The following is a 15,716-nucleotide window of genomic DNA, read 5'->3' on the forward strand; positions in this document are numbered from 1 at the left end:
GGGAAACTACACGCTAGCGCGAATTTCGAACCAATCAATTAGATCGACATCAAGCAGCAGCTCGCATGCGCAGCGCCTGCATGACGCTGTCCTCGAACGCGCCTGGCGCTCTGCCCGCTTCGGCCAGTTGCGCTGCATCCCAGCTTCGGTTCAGGCTGCCATCGGCCATCAGCACCGCGCGATTACAAAGCGCCGGCACGGCTTCCACCACATGGGTCGACACGATCACGGCGTGGCGGCCGCTCGCGCAAAGCGCGGTGATCACGCGTTTCACCTCCCAAGCGGCGACCGGATCGAGGCCGTTCAGCGTCTCGTCGAAAATCAGCAGCGGCGGCCGGCCGAGAAGCGCTGCGAGGATCGCGACCTTGGCTCGCGTGCCAAGCGAATATTCGGCGATCGGGCGATCCATCCAGCGGCCGAGTTCGAGCCGCTCCAGAAGGTCGGCGCCCGGCAGATCGGCACTCGGCAGATCGCCGGGCGCGGAGCCGCGGATCGAGGCGACGAGCTCGATATATTGGCGTCCCGACAGCGGCGCCGGCAATTCATGCGGCTCGATGGCGAGGCCGAAGCCGGCCTTGGCGCGCTCCGGCGCGGTGGCAAGCGCGATGCCGTCGATCGTCACGCTGCCGCCGAGCAACGGGATCTGGCCGGTGATCGCCCTGATGAGCGTCGACTTGCCCGAACCATTGGCGCCGAGCAGGCCGACTATATCGCCCCGGCGGAGCGAAAGATCGATGCCACGCACCACGGCGCGCCCGCGATAGCCGGCGCTGAGGCCGCTGACGGCGACGACTTCATCCATTGCGATACCTCTGTCGGGTTCGGTGCCACAGGAAAACCACCAGCGCCGCCAGGCCGATCAGCACGGTGCGTCCGTATTCGAGCGTTTCATAGCTGGCATAGGCGAGCGCGCTGGCGAAGCTCAACATGGCAACGAATGGCGCGTTGAGGAAATAGGCGCCGAACACCGCATAGGCGCCGTTCAGCACCAGCAGCCAGAGCCCGCCCGCTACCGGCACGGCCCATGCCGACGGCTCGGCGGCGAGCGCCGCGCCGGCCGGCAGCAGGAAGAAGGCGAGCGACAATTGCAGCGGCAGCTGCACCAGCCGCAGCCACACGCGCGTGAAGCCGATGGGCGCCGTGCGCAGGACCGGCGAGCCGAGCGGCTGGCAGCGCAGGCTGAGCATGAAGACGAGAATGCCGCCCGCCAGGCCCGCAACCGCCGCCGGCCCGGCCGTGCGGCCGGCAAGGCTTGCCCATGCGCCAAGGATGGCCGCGGCCGCGAGCGGCAGACCGGCCGCGGCCAGCTTCCATGACGGCCGCAAATGGCCGCCCGGCAGTTTCCAGGCCCAGCTGGAAAGCCAGCGCGGGCGCGCTCGGTCGAGGCGGCGCAGCCACTGCCTTCCAACCGGCGCCGTCTCGCTCGCCGCCTCATCGAGGAGAAGACGTGGCCGCCGCAGACGCCAAAGGGCGGCCGTGCCGAAGCCCAGCGCAAACAGGACCGCCGCGCCCAGGCCCCAGGCCGCCGGCAACGGCTTTCCGATGACGGCGCAGGCGAAGCCGACCAAAACGGCAACCAGGACGCCCAGCGGCGCGAAGATCGCCAGCGTCGCCCTGCCGGCCATGTGGCGGCGCTGTCTGGAGCCAAGCGGCAGCGCCTTGAGGAAGGGCGCGAAAGCGCGTTCAAGGCAGAGCCTGGCGACCGCGTTGCCTGTGAGCGCCCCGAGCACGGCCAGGGTGAGCGGCAGGCTAAGAGTCCACAGGAGCTGGTCGTCCCGCAATTTCGGCGCCGCGGCATGCAGGGCAAGCACGATATCGGCGATCGCATAGGCCAGCAGCGCGCCGCCGCCGAGCCCGATCCAGGCGAGATCGCGGCACCGCATCGCCCGCAGGCCGAGGACCAGCTCGCGCCAGAGCAATATCAGGACAAGCCGGTCGTGCCGCATTGGTTCGCCATCATGGTTCCGACACGGAAATAGGTCACGGCAATTGTGCCGCGAGTGGGGCGATGGCTCACCCGGCCGGCTTGGCGTTGACGTTCTTCATGGCGGCGAGCAGGTAGTCCTGCACCGTTGCCTGAAGGTTTGTAGTAGCGGCGCGCACCGCCGCCATCGCCTGCCTGACCGCCGCTTCGTCGAAGGGTCGGGCCTGCTCGGCCGCCGCAAGGTCGGCCCGCGCAGCGCGCAGCTGCCGCAGCGCCTCGAACGTGCGGCCGCGGTTGTCGCGCATGACCGCGCGGAACTCCTTGCGCACCTCCGGCGAGTAGGCGCCCGCGACCTCCGCCAGCAGCCCGCGCGCGACGGCCGCCTGGCGCAGGCCATGCGCGGCATAGCCGATGAAGAAGAAGTTGAGCGCGAGCGAAAGGGCAAGCACAACCAGTACCACCGCCCAGATCCATGAACGACCGGTCATAGCGCGTCTCCCTCGCCCGCATCGCCGGCGATAGGCGGTCCACCGTCGTCGGGCAGTCTTGCGCCCGCGGCGAGCGCCAAGAGCTCGGAATCCTGCGACTGGTCCTGAAGACGCGCCACCTGGTAACCGGCGATTGTCGCGGTGACAAGCAAGGCCGCGGCGCAAGCGGCGATGCCGGCCGGCGCGACGAGGAAGCGCGGCAGCAGCGAAGGACGTGCCGCGCCGCGATCGATGCGCGCCAGCACCTTGCGCGCCAAGGCGCGGTCATCGCCCTCGACCAGCGCGGCCTGCCGCACGAGGCTGTCGAGCGCCGCGTCGGCGCCGGCATCGCCGTCAAGCGCCAGGAACGCCAGGGCCGGCCCTCTCAAGGCCGCCGGCCAGGCATTGACGTCGTCGCCGAAGCGGCGACGGTTGTTCTCGAATTCCTCGCGTGTCATGAGGACTTCCTTTCGCGGCCCGCGGCCGCATCTGCCAAATGATCCCTAAGCGCGCGGCGCCCGCGCACGAGCAACTGTTCGACCGAGCCGGCGCTGGCGCCCATCACCTCGGCGATCGCACCGATGTCAAGCTCGCCCACCGCCCTAAGAAGCAGCGCCATGCGCTGGCGCTCCGGCAGGCGCGACAGGCCATCGCGCACGATCGCCAGCTCCTGCCTTGCCGCCGTCGCGGTCTCGGCATTCGCTTCAGGCGCGGCCGGCTCCTCTGCGATGTCGTCCAGGCCGAAGAAGTTGCGCAGCGCTCGGCGCCGGCGCTGGTCGATGCAGCGGTTGGCCGTGATCCGGTAGAGCCATGTCGAGGCGCGCGCCCTGCCGGGATCGAAGCGTGCGGCCTGTTTCCAGACGGTCACGAACACCTCCTGCACCACGTCCTCGGCATCGGCCGCATGACCGAGATAGCGCGTGGCGAATGTCCGCAGCCCACGGCCGTGACGGGCCATGAGCGCGGACAAAGCCGCCTGGCTGCCCGCGGCGATGCGGGCCAGAAGCTCCTCGTCGCCACCGGCAGCTTCATCCCGCACGGCGGCGGGCACCGGTCGAGGAGCCTCCGGGGGCGAGGCAGAAATCCGCGACGATCCGGCTCGGGAGAAAAACGAATTCCGACGTCAAGTCCACCACCAGATGTCAGCGGCGCCAACGGCGGAAGCCGTGAACCGTGTTGCCGTTCGGGCCCGTGAAGCTGCCGACAGAACGGCCGCGAAACGGTCCGGCCGCGCTGTAGCGCTGACCTGAAACGGTCTTGCCGTTCGGCCCGGTGGCAGAATAGCTCCTGGAGCAGCGGTCAACAACGCCGGCCTTGCAGGTCGAGTTCGACGTGTAGGTGCCGCCATTCGGTCCGGTGCGCGTGGTCGAGCCGGTGTAGATATTGCCGTCCCGGTCGACGCTGCGGCTCAGTTCGCCGCCATGCGCGGTCTTGCGCGTCCATTCCTCGGCCGAGGCCGGGTAAGCGGCCGACCAGACGACCATCGCGCCAAGGCAAAGCAGCGGAAGTTTGAGTCTTGAAAGCATGTCATTTCCTTTCTGGAAGGCAGGTTGGTCAATTGGCATGAGCAGCCACGATCTTGCGGATCGCCGCGATCTCGTCGGCGGAGAGCCTGCCGTCGCCATTGCGGTCGGCGAGATCGAAGAGCGGCGTGCTGGCCTGGAACTCGTCCTCGGTGACCTTGCCGTCGCCATTCCTGTCCATGCGCCGCCAGCGATTGCCGAGGCGGGCCTCGGCTGCCAGGGCGCGGTCATCGATGGCCTGGCGGGCGGTCTCGATCTCGTTCCCGTCGATGACGCCGTCGCCATTGCGGTCGAGCCTTTTGAAGAGGCGTTCGCGGGCGGCGAGCATCTCGTCCTTCGAGATCGCGCCGTCGCTATTGGTGTCGAGGCGCTGCAGGATGCGCTGGCCGGGCATGTCCTGCGCCGCGGTGGCGCAGACCGGAGCGAGCCCGAGAAGCAGACCCGCAAGGATTGCTGAGTGTTTCATGGTTGGTCCTTTCGACTGTCACGTCGCGGGGGCGACTGTCGGCCAATACGCAGCCCGGTTCGTGCTCCTACGCTCGGCAGGCGGATTTTTTCGCCGGCCGCCATGGCGCGGCGCCCCGTGCATCGAACCTTCCGAAAAATTCGCGGGCAGCGCGTAGGAGCCTTCGAACTCGCGCGTAGGAGGCGCTGCAAGGACGGTCCGCGGCGGGCCGTCGATTACAGCGGAGACCCAGATGACCAAGATTGTGACAGCCCTCGCCGGGCTGCTCCAGGGGCCCGGGAAGCGTTCCGGCGCATCGACACCAATGGCGACAGAAAGCTCGAATTCAGCGAGATCCAGGCAGCGCGGGCGCGGATGTTCGACCGGCTGGACGCCAACCACAATGGCGTGCTCGACCCCGACGAGGTGCGCGCGGCCGTAGCGCAGGTCAAGGCGAAGCGCGACATCCAGGCCGCGCGTTTCGCGGGGCTGCAGGCCGAGGCGAGCCGCATGGACCGCAACGGCGACGGCAAGATCTCGCGCGACGAATTCACGGCCGCCATTCCCGACCGGCTGCTGCAGGCGGACACCGATGGCGACGGCGCGCTTTCGATTTCCGAACTGCGGGCGCTGAAGCGCCCGTGATCCCCCGTGATCCCCAGTGACACACAACAAAGGAGAGAGACGATGAAATGGATAGCGACGGCCTTTTGCGGCCTGGTGCTCGGCGCATCGATGCTGGCCTCGCCGGCCGAGGCCGTTCCAATCGTGCCCGCCCCGGCCAGGCATCCGTGACCAGCCAGGCGACGCCGGTCTGGTACCGGCGCGGCTTCTACGTCGTTGGCGGCGTCTATTACTACAACGGCTACCGTGGCTATTGGCGCGTGCGCCCCGGCTACCGCTACTACAATGGCTACTGGTTCCCGGCCGCCGCCTTCGCGGCCGGCGTGGCGGCCGCCACGGTCGCGCCACCCCCGCCCCCAGCGGCGCGCCTGGCGGCCGCCCATGTGCGCTGGTGCTATGACCGCTACCGCTCCTACCGCGCCTGGGACAACAGCTACCAGCCCTATGGCGGCCCTCGCCAGCAGTGCCTGTCGCCTTATAGTTGAGCCGGGCGTACCGGCGCGGCGTGGACTCTGGGTGCATAAAAAAGCGCGTCGCGCCGAAAACGAGTTCGGGCGACGCGCTACAGCCTTTGTCCGATATTACCAAACGTCGGTGTGGGTGGTTCCGTCGGGTCCCCGAGGGAGTGGAGTCGGCTGGAACCACCCGCCCGCCTTGTGTCCTTCCCAAGACGGACCGACTATACGGCGCCGTCCTGCGGTTTCCTTGACCTGGATCAAGCGCTGCCGGCTCGCCGCTGGACGTGTTCTGTCCCCGCCCTATACTTTCGCGAGCGGCGATTTTTCGCGGGAGACAAGAACATATGAGCCTCGGCAAACACAAACTCGGAAGCCAGGGGCTCGAAGTCTCGGCCATCGGCCTCGGCTGCATGGGCATGAGCCAGTCCTACGGGCCGGCCGACGAAGCGGAGTCGATCGCGACGATCCACCGGGCGATCGAGCTCGGCTGCACCTTTCTCGACACGGCCGAGGTCTACGGGCCGTTCCTCAACGAGGAACTGCTTGGGCGCGCGCTGCAAGGCCGGCGCGACCAGGTGACGATCGCGACCAAGTTCGGCTTCCGCATCGTCGATGGCAAGCAGGCCGGCACCGACAGCCGGCCCGACCATATACGGGAGGTAGTGGAGGCTTCGCTCAAGCGGCTCGCCACCGATCGCATCGATCTGCTTTACCAGCACCGCGTCGACCCCGCGGTGCCGATGGAGGATGTCGCGGGCGCGGTCGGCGAGTTGGTGGCCGAGGGCAAGGTGCGCTTCTTCGGCCTGTCGGAAGCGGGCATTGCCAACATCCGCCGCGCGCATGCCGTGCATCCGGTCTCGGCGCTGCAGAGCGAATACTCGCTGTGGGAGCGCAACCTCGAGCCCGAGATCATCCCGGCGCTGAAGGAGCTGGGCATCGGCCTGGTGCCCTTCGCGCCGCTCGGCCGCGGCTTCCTGGCCGGCGACGTCAAGCGCGCGGAGGACTATCCGCAGGGCGATTTCCGCCGCGGCGACCCGCGCTACCAGGGCGAGAATTTCGACTTGAATGTCGCGGCCGCCGCCGCGGTGCGCGACATTGCAGCGGCAAAAAGCGTGAAGCCCGGCCAGATCGCGATCGCCTGGCTGCTCGCCAAGGGGCCGGACTTCGGCATCGACATCGTGCCGATCCCTGGCACCAAGCGGCGGACCTATCTGGAGGAAAATGTCGCGGCGGCGGACATCACGCTCGACGCGACCGAGATACTGGGGCTCGACATGGCGCTGACGCCCGACAAGGTATCCGGGCCAAGGTATAACGAGCGCACGATGTCGCTGGTGGACCGGTAGGGCTCGAAGTCCTGAGGACTATTGAACGTCGGCGCGAAGGAACTCGGCGCCGACAGCTGGCAATCAGCCCTCACCCGCCCGAATGCGGATCGATGCTGTAGGGATGCACCGGATAGCCAGGGCCGATCGCCTCGCCCACTCTTTCCACCCAGCCTTCTACCGCCGGATAATCGGCGAGGGAGAAACCGCAATCCTCAGCGCGGTGGCTGTAGGCATAGACGGCGATGTCGGCGATGGTGAGCGTATCGCCGACCAGGAAAGGCGTGTCGGCCAGGCTGCGCTCCAGCGCGCCAAGCGCTCGCACACCCGCCTCGCGCTTGCCGGCAACCAGCGCCTGGTTGCGCTCCAGCCGGCCGGTCAGGCTCCAGAAGCGCAGCGAGCCGATGACCGGCTCGACATAATACTGCTCGAAGAACAGCCACTGCATGACCTTGGCGCGGGCAAGCCGGTCCGTCGGCAGATAGGGCGTGCCCTCGGCGACGAGGGTGAGGATTGCGTTGGACTCGGCGATCGCCTGGCCATTGTCCACGGCGAGCACCGGAACGGCGCCGGCCGGGTTGAGCTTCAGGAAAGCCTCCGTGCGGCTCTCGCCCTCGAAGATCGAGACCATGCGGGTTTCGTAAGCGATGCCGAGCAGGCCGAGCAGGACGCGGATCTTCCAGGCGTTTTGCGACGGGAGATAATCGTAGAGCATGAGCATGGCCGATCCCTCATTGGCAGCAATGGCTTCGCATGAGGTGGTCCGATGCGCCACCCGATTCAGGTGGCGGGGCTCAAAACACAGAAAGGTCTTGGCGAGGCCCCCCTCTCTGCCCTACTGGGCATCTCCCCCTCAAGGGGGGAGATTATATGTCATGTATGCTTTCGCCAATCACCAGCGCTGCAGGGAGACGGCCGTCGGAAGCTGCCAATCTCCCCCTTGAGGGGAAGATGTCCGGCAGGACAGAGAGGGGGGCGAAGGAACCCGGCCTATCATGTTGGCCGCGACCTCCTCACCTCCCCGCAATATCCCTCGCCACTGCCTGCGCCTCGATGCCGATCTCGCGCAGCAGACCCGTGACGGGGTTGTAGAAGCCGACGAGATAGACGCCCAATTCGCTCGCCCGCGCGTTGACGCCGCTCTTGTCCGGTCTGAGCTCCGCCGGCAGGAAGGCGTCATAGGCCGGACGGTAGCCGGTGGCGAAAATGGCCGCGTCGAATCTTCTCCACGCCATCGACGAATGTCACGCCGTCTCCGGTGAAGCTTGCGATGTCCGGCGCGATGCCGATCCGACCCTGCTTGATCGCCGCCACGGTGCCGATATCGATAACCGGAATGCGGCCGGCCTCGATGCCTTGCAGGATGCCTTGCTTGGGCCGCACGATGCCGTATCGCTCCAGCCGGCCCAGCGCCCGGTCGAGGATCTTGGGGAACATCCAATCGTTCAGCGCCTGCGGCATGGTCCGGCTGGCGATGCCCACCATCTGGATCGGCACGCCGAACAGCTGGCGCGGCACGATGTGGACGCCCTTGCGCACCGAGATGGTGGGGTGAGCGCCGCTTTCGGCCAGATCGAGCGCGATCTCCGCGCCAGTATTGCCCATGCCGACGATCAGCACGTCCTTGCCGGCATAGGGCGCCGCTTCGGTGTAGGCGGCGCTGTGCAGCACCTTGCCCTTGAAATCCTCGATGCCCGGGAAATCCGGCATGATCGGCTGGGCGTTGTTGCCGGTGGCGACGACGACCTTCCTGGCGCTGATCCCGCCGGCGTCCGTCTGGACCAGGAATTTTTCGCCCTCGCGGCGGATGGATTTGACCGTGACGCCGAAGCGCGGCTCAAGGCCGAAGCGCTCGGCATAGGCATCGAGATAGGCCACCACCTTTTCGCGCGGAACGTAGCGGGGATGGCTTTTCGGGAACGGCACGAAAGGCAGCGAGGAGAAGGATTTCACCGTGTGCAGATGCAGCCGCCGGTAATGCCGCCGCCAGGACGGCGCAACCTCATCAGCCTTTTCGAGAATAAGGAAATCGACGCCCGCCTGTTTGAGGCAGGCCGCGACGGCGAGCCCGGCAGGGCCGGCGCCGACAATGACGACATTGGTCTCCAAAACGCTTTTCCTCCCGCCAAAGCGGCAAAACCTATGACGGGAGGGGTTGGAGGGGCAAGTAGGGAGAAGCACCCATGCTCCACCGCGTGGGATGGAGCGGGGCGCCCGGCGCCTCATCTTCGTGCATGAACGCCGCAGAGATGCATAAATCGCGATTTATTCGCGAGCGTCATACTCGAAAGCGCCGTTCGGCGCCGCGGGAGAGCACGCAGATTTCGGCTTCGGTCAGCGTAATCTGATAGCGCTGTTTGGAATTCTTCGAGTAGATGTCGTCAGTAACAATCGAGACGGTCACATCGCCGTTCTCGTCGATCTGTACATCCTCGATCTGCAACGGCGCCGAGTATATGCATTTCGGTGATCCTGGCTTTCGCGCAGGCTGAGCAGACAATCGCAATGTGAAAAGATCCCTTGCTGTGCCAGCAATTCGACCGACGCAAAATTGATGCCAGCAATTCGGTCCCGAGATGGGACGACGTTGGTCTACTCCCTCGTTCGTCCTTATGGATACGTGCCAACTATTTCGGCAAGAGCGTAGTGTTTCGCCAGCCGGCGCCGCGTTCGCCACCCGAAACCCAGCGCCGGCTAGGCCCGGCGGTCATCCATCAACGCTACCCAACGGAACCGCCGGGCCGCTCTTATCGGCAAGTGCGCCTCGCCGGTGGAATGGCGGCGATAGCCGTGCCACGATGCTCGCCAGCGCCGGCCTAAAGCGCGTCGCGATCTTTCAGATACGCTCCATGCGCTTTAGGTTTTTGATTTTACGCATGTCTTTATCCCGAAACCGATTCCCACTTTCGGGAGACATGCTTTAGCGATTCCGGCTTACTACCAACGGCAGAGTGCCGATCCCTCGGCAGAGGCGTATATTAAAGCGAGCCGGTGCCATGTTTCGTTTCCGAGTCCCCGCCGGCTAGGCCCGGCGTTCGCTGGCCTACCCCGTCAGCCTGCCGGGCCGCTCCCGTCCATCCCCTGTGCCATGGGCGAAAAACGGTGGAAAGTCATCAACCGTGATCTTCATGCAGATGCGCTAATATACCATCTGCCACAGCCGGCTCCCCACCCGAGTCGGCTAGGCCCGGCGGTTCATCCACGCTACCCCAACGCGGAACTGTCGGGCCGCTCTAGAGCAATTTCAGGAAAAGTGTGAGCGGTTTTCCGCCTGGAATTGCGACAACACAAAGAGATAGAGGGTTCGCCGTTTCCATGAAACGGTGAAACACTCTAGGACGGCGAAACGGAAAGGGAGGCCGCCTTCCCCCCCAACGGAGGAAGGGCGTCGGCCGCCAACTCATTCAGACTGAAGTCCCTCGCTTGCTCGCATTGGTCCATGCGGCGAAACATTTAGTCCGCGAGATCATTTCGGGTCCTGACTGACGAGCGAAGTCCCCTGATCGTCAGTTTTTTTGCAGATGATGCCCGCTGTACCCCCGGCGGGCATCGTTCGTTGGATGGCAGAACCCCATGGGCAGCCCTTCCGCTGCTCCGGCGTCACCGCGTGATTGGTGAATTGGAGATTTCGGTCATCGCGGCCGGCGGCGCATTTTGCGCTCCTGGATCTGGATCGACCGGTCCTCGCCCGCTCGGAAGGTGGTGTTCTTTGCTTCTGCTTGGCGTGGAGACGCCCAGAAGCGCGCATGCGAGCTTTGTCTCAAATAGGTTGATGAGGGGGCCGGTCTGCGACTTCGCCGTGACACTCGATCGCAGACCGGTGTCCACTCCTGGGTAGAAATGGGACGGCCCGATACTGACGCATCGCCACCACGGCCGCGATGTTAAATCCTGGCAGCTTCGTTGCCCACCTGCTTCGTTGCAAAAAATCGGCCTGGAACATTTTAGCGAGATTGAATGTTCCAGAGTTATGGACAGCCGACATGAACTCTCCGCAGAACAGGTCAGATTTGCCCGGGCCCTCTTGAACTGGTCGCGGGTACGCCTGGCTTCCAAGGCCAACGTCAGCGAAGCGACGATCAGCGGAATCGAAAACGGCCTAAAGAACACTCGACCTAGCAGTGTGCTTGCTGTGCGGAGAGCTTTAGAGGCTGGAGGAATTGTCTTTGCGCCGGACGGGCGCGCTTCAATAGCGGATCCGCAAGGCCAGTTCACCGCCGACAATAGAACGTGGCGCCGACGGATGGCAGACCGCTCCTTGACTCGCGACCGATCTGAGGTGCGATCTCAAATGAGAGCCGACGCTCGAAAGAAAAACCCGCCGACCTAAGCCGACGGGTCATCTTCCCTCAAACTGCTGTGCGCCCCTTTCCCCGGATGGTCCGCCCGAAACCCAGGAAACCCCGCACAAGGCTTTTCTAATGGAATCTCATGTAAAGGGCTGTAGCTTGGCAGCAACAGCTGGCGCGACTAATGAGGCAACGACCGTGATGCCGCTTAGGACATGTGTGAGCGACCCAGAGCCAGCCGTGACAGCGAAACAAGCTCTTCCTCATCCTCGATGCCGGCCATGAAGTTGGCGAGGATTCGGGACGCCAGGGCCTCACGTTCATCGGCAGTCTGCTCCTCAGTTTTCAGCCGGTCGAACACCCTTGCCAGGAACTCCAATTCAGCAGGCTCGAAAATTCCGGCGTCCTGCGCCTTCTGGCGAACTGGCATCGCAGTAACTCCACCTACTTTTCGCGAAAATCCTTCAGTGAGGCATGACGCAACGTCTCCTCGCCCTTGAGGAACTTCACCCGTCCGACCAGGCCCGGCTTCAGCCACTCCGCCTTCTGCTTTGCCAATCCCTTTGGAGGCGGAGCACCAACTTTGCCCTGCACGCGATCCCAGAGAGCCTGTCGTTTGTCGGCTTTGAAGGTCACAAACGCACCGCCCATGTACCGGCCCTTGTCGGCCATCAGCACCATGGCAGGCTTCCCCGCCTCACGCTGCACGCCAATGATGTCCATTTCGGCTTCGACGTAGCACTTGATTTTCCGCCAGTTCATGGTCGCGCCGGAGCGATAGACACTGTCGAGGCGCTTCGAAACGATGCCTTCCAGGTTGGCCTCGCACGCGAGGTGGTAAACGGCGTCGCCAGTGCCCGGCAGAGCCTCCGAGAACTGGATATGCCCACCTGCCGGGATAAGCGCTTGCAGCACCTCCCTGCGATCTTTCAGGGCCATGTCGCGCAAGTCATGGCCATTCAGATGCAGGAGGTCGAATGTGACGAAATAGAGAGCCTGAGGCCGCTGTGTGATGGCCGACCGCAGCGCATGGAAGTCGGACAGGCCTTTTTCGTTGAGCACAATCATCTCGCCTTCGATAATGAAGCTCTCTGCCTCCAGGGTCTCGGCTTCCTTGGCGATCGACTTGTACTTCGCGGTCCAATCAATGCCCGACTTTGTGAACACACGGACGCCTTCATCGTCCCTGATGATCTGCGATCTGTAGCCGTCGAATTTCACCTCATGGCTCCAACCGTCTGCCTTTGGCGGTTGCTCGACAAGCTCAGGCTCCATCGGGCGAATGAAGGACAGCCGAACCGGCTTACGCATGAGAGCCCCAACGCATCACTCAAGTTTGATTCAATAGCGCAGGGTCGTTTCAGTTCCGTTAGCTGCAGCTAATGGGAACATTCGGTGCGGAACTCTGTTCTCTCTCACCAGGAGGAACGGCTATGGCAGACGACAAGACCAAGCGCGATTTCAGGGACCGCGACCGAGTTTCGGCGAATGAGGATTACGAGGTTCGCTACTTCGCCAAACAGCATCGCATCACGCCCGAGCAGGTGCGTGAACTGATCGGCGAGCACGGCAACGACCGAAAGACGTTGGAGCGCGAGGCGAGGAAGCTTCGAGGATGACGAGGCTTTCCGAGCTGGGTCCGCCGAAAGGGGTGACGGTGCACCGCCCGCCAGGCTCCATTCGGAATTCGGACTTCTATCGCTGCGAGACGTGCGGCCAGGTCGTCGACTGCAAAGACATCAGACAGGTTATGTGGCACCAGTTCCAGGATGAGCATGAGCCGCTTGAACTGGACAGCTAATCGGTAACGCGGCGATACCGGAAATGACCGCGGATATGGTCGTTGAAAAAGCGGCCTTTGACAAAGGCCGACCGGAACGCGGCGTAAGTCTCCGGCGGCACGCCCTCAAAGTCGTAGCGCTTACCGCTGGCCACGAACCACACAGAGAGGATCCTGCTGGTTGGATCGTACTCTGTTTTCTTGATTGAGGTGGATGGCAATGGCGCACCTTGCGAGTTTGCATTCGCAAACGTCGGGAACGCGGCTTTTGTTTCAGGGATGGGGATCTATAACGCCTCCCCATGAAGCGCCGGCGCCCTAGTCCGCCGCGTGCGGCGCCTCGGGCTCGTCCTCCGGCGGTTCGAGGATCTCGATCAGTCTCGCCACGCGGGCGCCAGGCATGGCATGGCCCTCATTCACCAGCGCCTCGTCGGCGCCGATCCAGGCGAAGGCCTCGCGCAGCTCCTCGAGGCTTGCGCCGGTGAGCGCGATGTCGGCGATCACGGCCTCGTCCACCGGTCCAAGCACGGAAATGATCTCGTTGCGGGTCATCTTGTCCTCCCCCATCGGTTGGGATGATTGGCCAAGGAAACGGATGACGGGCGGAGCGGGTTCCGGCGCGGCGTCTCGTAGTCTCCTTCCTCAAAGGACGGATTGCCCGCGCGCTTTGATCTCGCACGAGACAACCGCTATGCACCTAACGCACGGAATCCCATCGAGTCCCTCATGAAATTCGCCATCCTGCTTTGCGCCTTGCTCCTTGCCTCCCCTGCGCGGGCGGAGTGGAAGCCCATCGAGAGTATCGAGACCTATGCCGTCTCCGGGCAAAGCGCGGAGCAGCTCTATCTGTCGATCGGCGAGAAGGGCCCGCTGGTCGGCGCGGCCGGCGGCGGGCGTCGCGTCATCGCGCACACGTTCTTCAAGCTGACCTGGCAGCGCGACTACCAGCCGCAAGGCAGCGCCTGCGTGCTGAAGTCGGCGCGACCGAAGCTGATCATCACCTACACGTTGCCGAAGCCGGCCAGAAAGCTGGACCCCGCCCTGCAGGCGCGCTGGGACAGGTTCGCGGCCGGGCTGATCGCGCACGAGAAGGTGCATGGCGCCGGCATCATCGACATGGTCGACAAGATCGTCGCCTTCAGCACCGGCCTCACCGCCGAGAACGATCCCGGCTGCAAGAAGGTCAGGGCCGAACTGACGGCCTATCTCGACCAGCTCTCCAGGGCGCAGCGCCAGGGCAGCCGCGACTTCGACACCAAGGAGTTCGGGCGGGACGGCAATATGTTGAAGCTGATCGCGGCGTTTCTGGGCGGGGGCTAACGGATCGCCACCAGCTTCGCCGCGTCGCGGATAGCGCGCACGGCGTCGGGATTGGTGACGGGATACCCCGCAATGAAACCGTCGACCGAGAAGCCTGGAAATTCCGTGCGCAACCTGCTCGCGATGGCGGCCGCCTCGGCCCCCTCGCCCTCCCTCGCATGGGCGAGCATCAGAAATATCAGCATGTGCGGAGAATCCGGCGTGCTCCGTCGCAGCGCTGCTATGGCGTCCCGGTACCTGCCGGCCGTGAACAGGACGCGCCCCTGCATGCCGAAATACCATGGCGGGGCAAGCGGGTTGAGGCGCATTGCGCGCTCGATGAGCGGGATCGCTTCGGCCGGATCGCCGGCGACCAGCGCTTTGCTGCCGGCAAGCAGCGCCAGTGTGTCGGCATGATTGGAACCACATTCGAAGGCGCGCCGGTGGGCTCTTTCAGCTGCCTCCAGATCGCCGAGGCAGCCCATGAGATCGCCGAAGCAGTTGTGCGCAGTGCTGTCGCTCGCGTCGAGCCGCAGGGCATTCTCGGCCGCCCAGCGCCATTTGGCGATCGAGGCGTTCAGATCGTCGCCGAAGCCGTTGCAGGCCTCAATCGAATAGGCGTAGGCAAGTTCGGTCCAGGCCCTGACCAGTGTCGGGTCAAGATCGAGCGCGCGTGAAAACAGCCTGATGGCTTCGCCGTTGCCGCTGCGGCTGAAGGTGTTGTGCTGCTCGACGCCCAACAGATAGCAGTCGTAGGCGCGCAGGCTAGCCGGCGGCTTGCGGCGGATCGCATTGCGGCCGACCGTGGCGATCGTTCCGAAACAGCCGGCGAGCACGTTGATGACGCTTTCGGTCAAGCTGTCCTGCAGCGCAAAGATGTCCTCCACGGGCCGGTCGAAGCGCTCGCTCCAGAGGCTGACGCCGGTCTGTGCGTCGGCGAGTTCCATCGTAAGCCTTACCCGTCGGCCGTCCGCTCGCAATTGACCAGACAGGATATAGGCAGCACCCAACGCCTTGCCGTCGGCGGCGAAATCGGCCGGCCTGCTGCCAAGGGCCTTCATGGTGTGGAAGGCAACGACCGGCAGGTCCGCGTAGCGCGCAAGATCGACGGTAATGTCCGACGACAAGCCGTCGGCAAAACGGCGCCATTGCTCGTCGGCACTCAGGCATTCGATAGGGAATATCGCCAGCATCGGCGAAGCTTCGGGCCCGTTCGGCGACATGGCCGGCGCTGCTGCGATGGCGTTGATATGCATGGCGAGCGCGACCTTGCTGCGCACGCCTAGCTTTTCATAGATCGCCGCGAGATGGGTGCGCACGGTGGACGGCGCGATGAACAGCGCCTCGCCGATCTCGCGATAGGTCATGCCGGCGGCGAACCTCTCCGCCACCGCGCGCTCGCGGTCCGACAACGCCTCCGAGGTCGTCACGATGCGGTTCATGGCTTGTCCTGCCAGCGGGCATAGATGCGATCAACCGTAGAACCATCAAAATACTACAAATGCAGGACCCAAAACACTGCATGCGGCCGATGGTTCGGCGCATGGCGAAGGTTCAGGCTCCCCGCATGCCCTTATCCATG

Annotated in this window: 21 protein-coding genes and 1 pseudogene; 6 read left to right on the forward strand and 16 right to left on the reverse strand. The window is 64.6% G+C overall.

Annotated elements, in window-relative coordinates; translation table 11 throughout:
- Positions 1-49 precede the first annotated feature (49 nt).
- The 7 genes from EJ072_RS35025 to EJ072_RS35055 all read right to left on the reverse strand — a co-directional run bounded on the left by EJ072_RS35025 (position 50) and on the right by EJ072_RS35055 (position 4,380).
- Positions 50-802, reverse strand: a complete 753-nt coding sequence (locus EJ072_RS35025) for an ABC transporter ATP-binding protein (protein WP_126083320.1) — start codon at positions 800-802, stop codon at positions 50-52.
- Positions 795-1,946, reverse strand: a complete 1,152-nt coding sequence (locus EJ072_RS35030) for a hypothetical protein (RefSeq protein WP_126083321.1) — start codon at positions 1,944-1,946, stop codon at positions 795-797. Before EJ072_RS35030 ends, EJ072_RS35025 begins: the two co-directional genes overlap by 8 nt.
- Before the next feature lie 67 nt (positions 1,947-2,013).
- Positions 2,014-2,412 carry a periplasmic heavy metal sensor gene (locus EJ072_RS35035; protein WP_126083322.1) on the reverse strand — a complete coding sequence of 133 codons (399 nt, stop codon included), beginning with the start codon at positions 2,410-2,412 and terminating at the stop codon, positions 2,014-2,016.
- On the reverse strand, positions 2,409-2,849 hold the full coding sequence (locus EJ072_RS35040) for a hypothetical protein (protein ID WP_126083323.1): 441 nt from the start codon (positions 2,847-2,849) through the stop codon (positions 2,409-2,411). The genes EJ072_RS35035 and EJ072_RS35040 overlap by 4 nt, the downstream gene beginning before the upstream one ends.
- Complete coding sequence (locus tag EJ072_RS35045) at positions 2,846-3,442, reverse strand: sigma-70 family RNA polymerase sigma factor (protein WP_126083324.1); 597 nt, start codon at positions 3,440-3,442, stop codon at positions 2,846-2,848. The genes EJ072_RS35040 and EJ072_RS35045 overlap by 4 nt, the downstream gene beginning before the upstream one ends.
- A 91-nt stretch (positions 3,443-3,533) precedes the next feature.
- Positions 3,534-3,917: a hypothetical protein gene (locus EJ072_RS35050; RefSeq protein ID WP_126083325.1), complete on the reverse strand. Its 384-nt coding sequence runs from the start codon at positions 3,915-3,917 to the stop codon at positions 3,534-3,536.
- Positions 3,918-3,945: 28 nt separating this feature from the next.
- Positions 3,946-4,380 (reverse strand): EF-hand domain-containing protein, encoded by a 435-nt coding sequence (locus EJ072_RS35055; RefSeq protein WP_126083326.1) that lies wholly within the window; start codon positions 4,378-4,380, stop codon positions 3,946-3,948.
- Between the two features lie 354 nt (positions 4,381-4,734).
- On the opposite strand from EJ072_RS35055, the gene EJ072_RS37215 reads away from it, so the two are divergent.
- The 3 genes and pseudogenes from EJ072_RS37215 to EJ072_RS35070 all read left to right on the forward strand — a co-directional run bounded on the left by EJ072_RS37215 (position 4,735) and on the right by EJ072_RS35070 (position 6,787).
- Positions 4,735-5,004 carry an EF-hand domain-containing protein gene (locus EJ072_RS37215; protein WP_245467114.1) on the forward strand — a complete coding sequence of 90 codons (270 nt, stop codon included), beginning with the start codon at positions 4,735-4,737 and terminating at the stop codon, positions 5,002-5,004.
- A gap of 42 nt (positions 5,005-5,046) precedes the next feature.
- Positions 5,047-5,468 (forward strand): annotated as a pseudogene (locus tag EJ072_RS35065) (BA14K family protein).
- Positions 5,469-5,785: 317 nt separating this feature from the next.
- Positions 5,786-6,787 (forward strand): aldo/keto reductase, encoded by a 1,002-nt coding sequence (locus EJ072_RS35070; protein ID WP_126083328.1) that lies wholly within the window; start codon positions 5,786-5,788, stop codon positions 6,785-6,787.
- A 70-nt stretch (positions 6,788-6,857) separates the two neighbouring features.
- Here the strand turns inward: EJ072_RS35070 and EJ072_RS35075 are convergent, their stop codons facing one another.
- The 4 genes from EJ072_RS35075 to EJ072_RS36300 form a co-directional block, all read right to left on the reverse strand.
- Positions 6,858-7,487: a glutathione S-transferase family protein gene (locus EJ072_RS35075; protein WP_126083329.1), complete on the reverse strand. Its 630-nt coding sequence runs from the start codon at positions 7,485-7,487 to the stop codon at positions 6,858-6,860.
- A 292-nt stretch (positions 7,488-7,779) separates the two neighbouring features.
- Positions 7,780-8,001 (reverse strand): hypothetical protein, encoded by a 222-nt coding sequence (locus EJ072_RS37600; protein ID WP_348526261.1) that lies wholly within the window; start codon positions 7,999-8,001, stop codon positions 7,780-7,782.
- Positions 7,943-8,875, reverse strand: a complete 933-nt coding sequence (locus EJ072_RS35085; RefSeq protein ID WP_348526262.1) for an NAD(P)/FAD-dependent oxidoreductase — start codon at positions 8,873-8,875, stop codon at positions 7,943-7,945. Before EJ072_RS35085 ends, EJ072_RS37600 begins: the two co-directional genes overlap by 59 nt.
- 169 nt (positions 8,876-9,044) lie before the next feature.
- Positions 9,045-9,209, reverse strand: coding sequence for a hypothetical protein (locus tag EJ072_RS36300; RefSeq protein WP_189341959.1), 165 nt, complete (start codon positions 9,207-9,209; stop codon positions 9,045-9,047).
- A 1,527-nt stretch (positions 9,210-10,736) separates the two neighbouring features.
- On the opposite strand from EJ072_RS36300, the gene EJ072_RS35090 reads away from it, so the two are divergent.
- The gene (locus tag EJ072_RS35090; protein WP_126083852.1) at positions 10,737-11,096 is read left to right on the forward strand and encodes a helix-turn-helix transcriptional regulator; all 360 of its coding nucleotides are present in this window, start codon (positions 10,737-10,739) and stop codon (positions 11,094-11,096) included.
- Between the two features lie 167 nt (positions 11,097-11,263).
- Here EJ072_RS35090 and EJ072_RS35095 read toward each other — a convergent pair whose 3' ends face one another.
- Both EJ072_RS35095 and EJ072_RS35100 read right to left on the reverse strand, forming a co-directional pair.
- A complete protein-coding gene (locus EJ072_RS35095) occupies positions 11,264-11,485 on the reverse strand; it encodes a hypothetical protein (RefSeq protein WP_126083330.1) in 222 nt (73 codons plus the stop codon).
- A gap of 14 nt (positions 11,486-11,499) precedes the next feature.
- Entirely contained in the window at positions 11,500-12,366 is an 867-nt protein-coding gene (locus tag EJ072_RS35100) for an RNA ligase family protein (protein WP_126083331.1), read from the reverse strand.
- 122 nt (positions 12,367-12,488) lie between these two features.
- Here EJ072_RS35100 and EJ072_RS35105 point away from each other — a divergent pair, with 122 nt between their 5' ends.
- Positions 12,489-12,674: a DUF3606 domain-containing protein gene (locus EJ072_RS35105; RefSeq protein WP_042642958.1), complete on the forward strand. Its 186-nt coding sequence runs from the start codon at positions 12,489-12,491 to the stop codon at positions 12,672-12,674.
- A 178-nt stretch (positions 12,675-12,852) separates the two neighbouring features.
- Here the strand turns inward: EJ072_RS35105 and EJ072_RS35110 are convergent, their stop codons facing one another.
- Positions 12,853-13,056, reverse strand: coding sequence for a KTSC domain-containing protein (locus EJ072_RS35110; protein ID WP_126061481.1), 204 nt, complete (start codon positions 13,054-13,056; stop codon positions 12,853-12,855).
- A gap of 97 nt (positions 13,057-13,153) precedes the next feature.
- Positions 13,154-13,387, reverse strand: a complete 234-nt coding sequence (locus EJ072_RS35115) for a hypothetical protein (protein ID WP_126083332.1) — start codon at positions 13,385-13,387, stop codon at positions 13,154-13,156.
- Positions 13,388-13,561: 174 nt separating this feature from the next.
- On the opposite strand from EJ072_RS35115, the gene EJ072_RS35120 reads away from it, so the two are divergent.
- Positions 13,562-14,155 (forward strand): DUF922 domain-containing protein, encoded by a 594-nt coding sequence (locus EJ072_RS35120; RefSeq protein WP_126083333.1) that lies wholly within the window; start codon positions 13,562-13,564, stop codon positions 14,153-14,155.
- On the opposite strand, the gene EJ072_RS35125 is transcribed toward EJ072_RS35120, so the two are convergent.
- Positions 14,152-15,576: a LuxR C-terminal-related transcriptional regulator gene (locus tag EJ072_RS35125; protein ID WP_126083334.1), complete on the reverse strand. Its 1,425-nt coding sequence runs from the start codon at positions 15,574-15,576 to the stop codon at positions 14,152-14,154. The genes EJ072_RS35120 and EJ072_RS35125 overlap by 4 nt on opposite strands.
- Between the last annotated feature and the right edge of the window lie 140 nt (positions 15,577-15,716).

The organism is Mesorhizobium sp. M2A.F.Ca.ET.046.03.2.1 (genome assembly GCF_003952425.1).
Classification (GTDB): Bacteria; Pseudomonadota; Alphaproteobacteria; order Rhizobiales; family Rhizobiaceae; genus Mesorhizobium.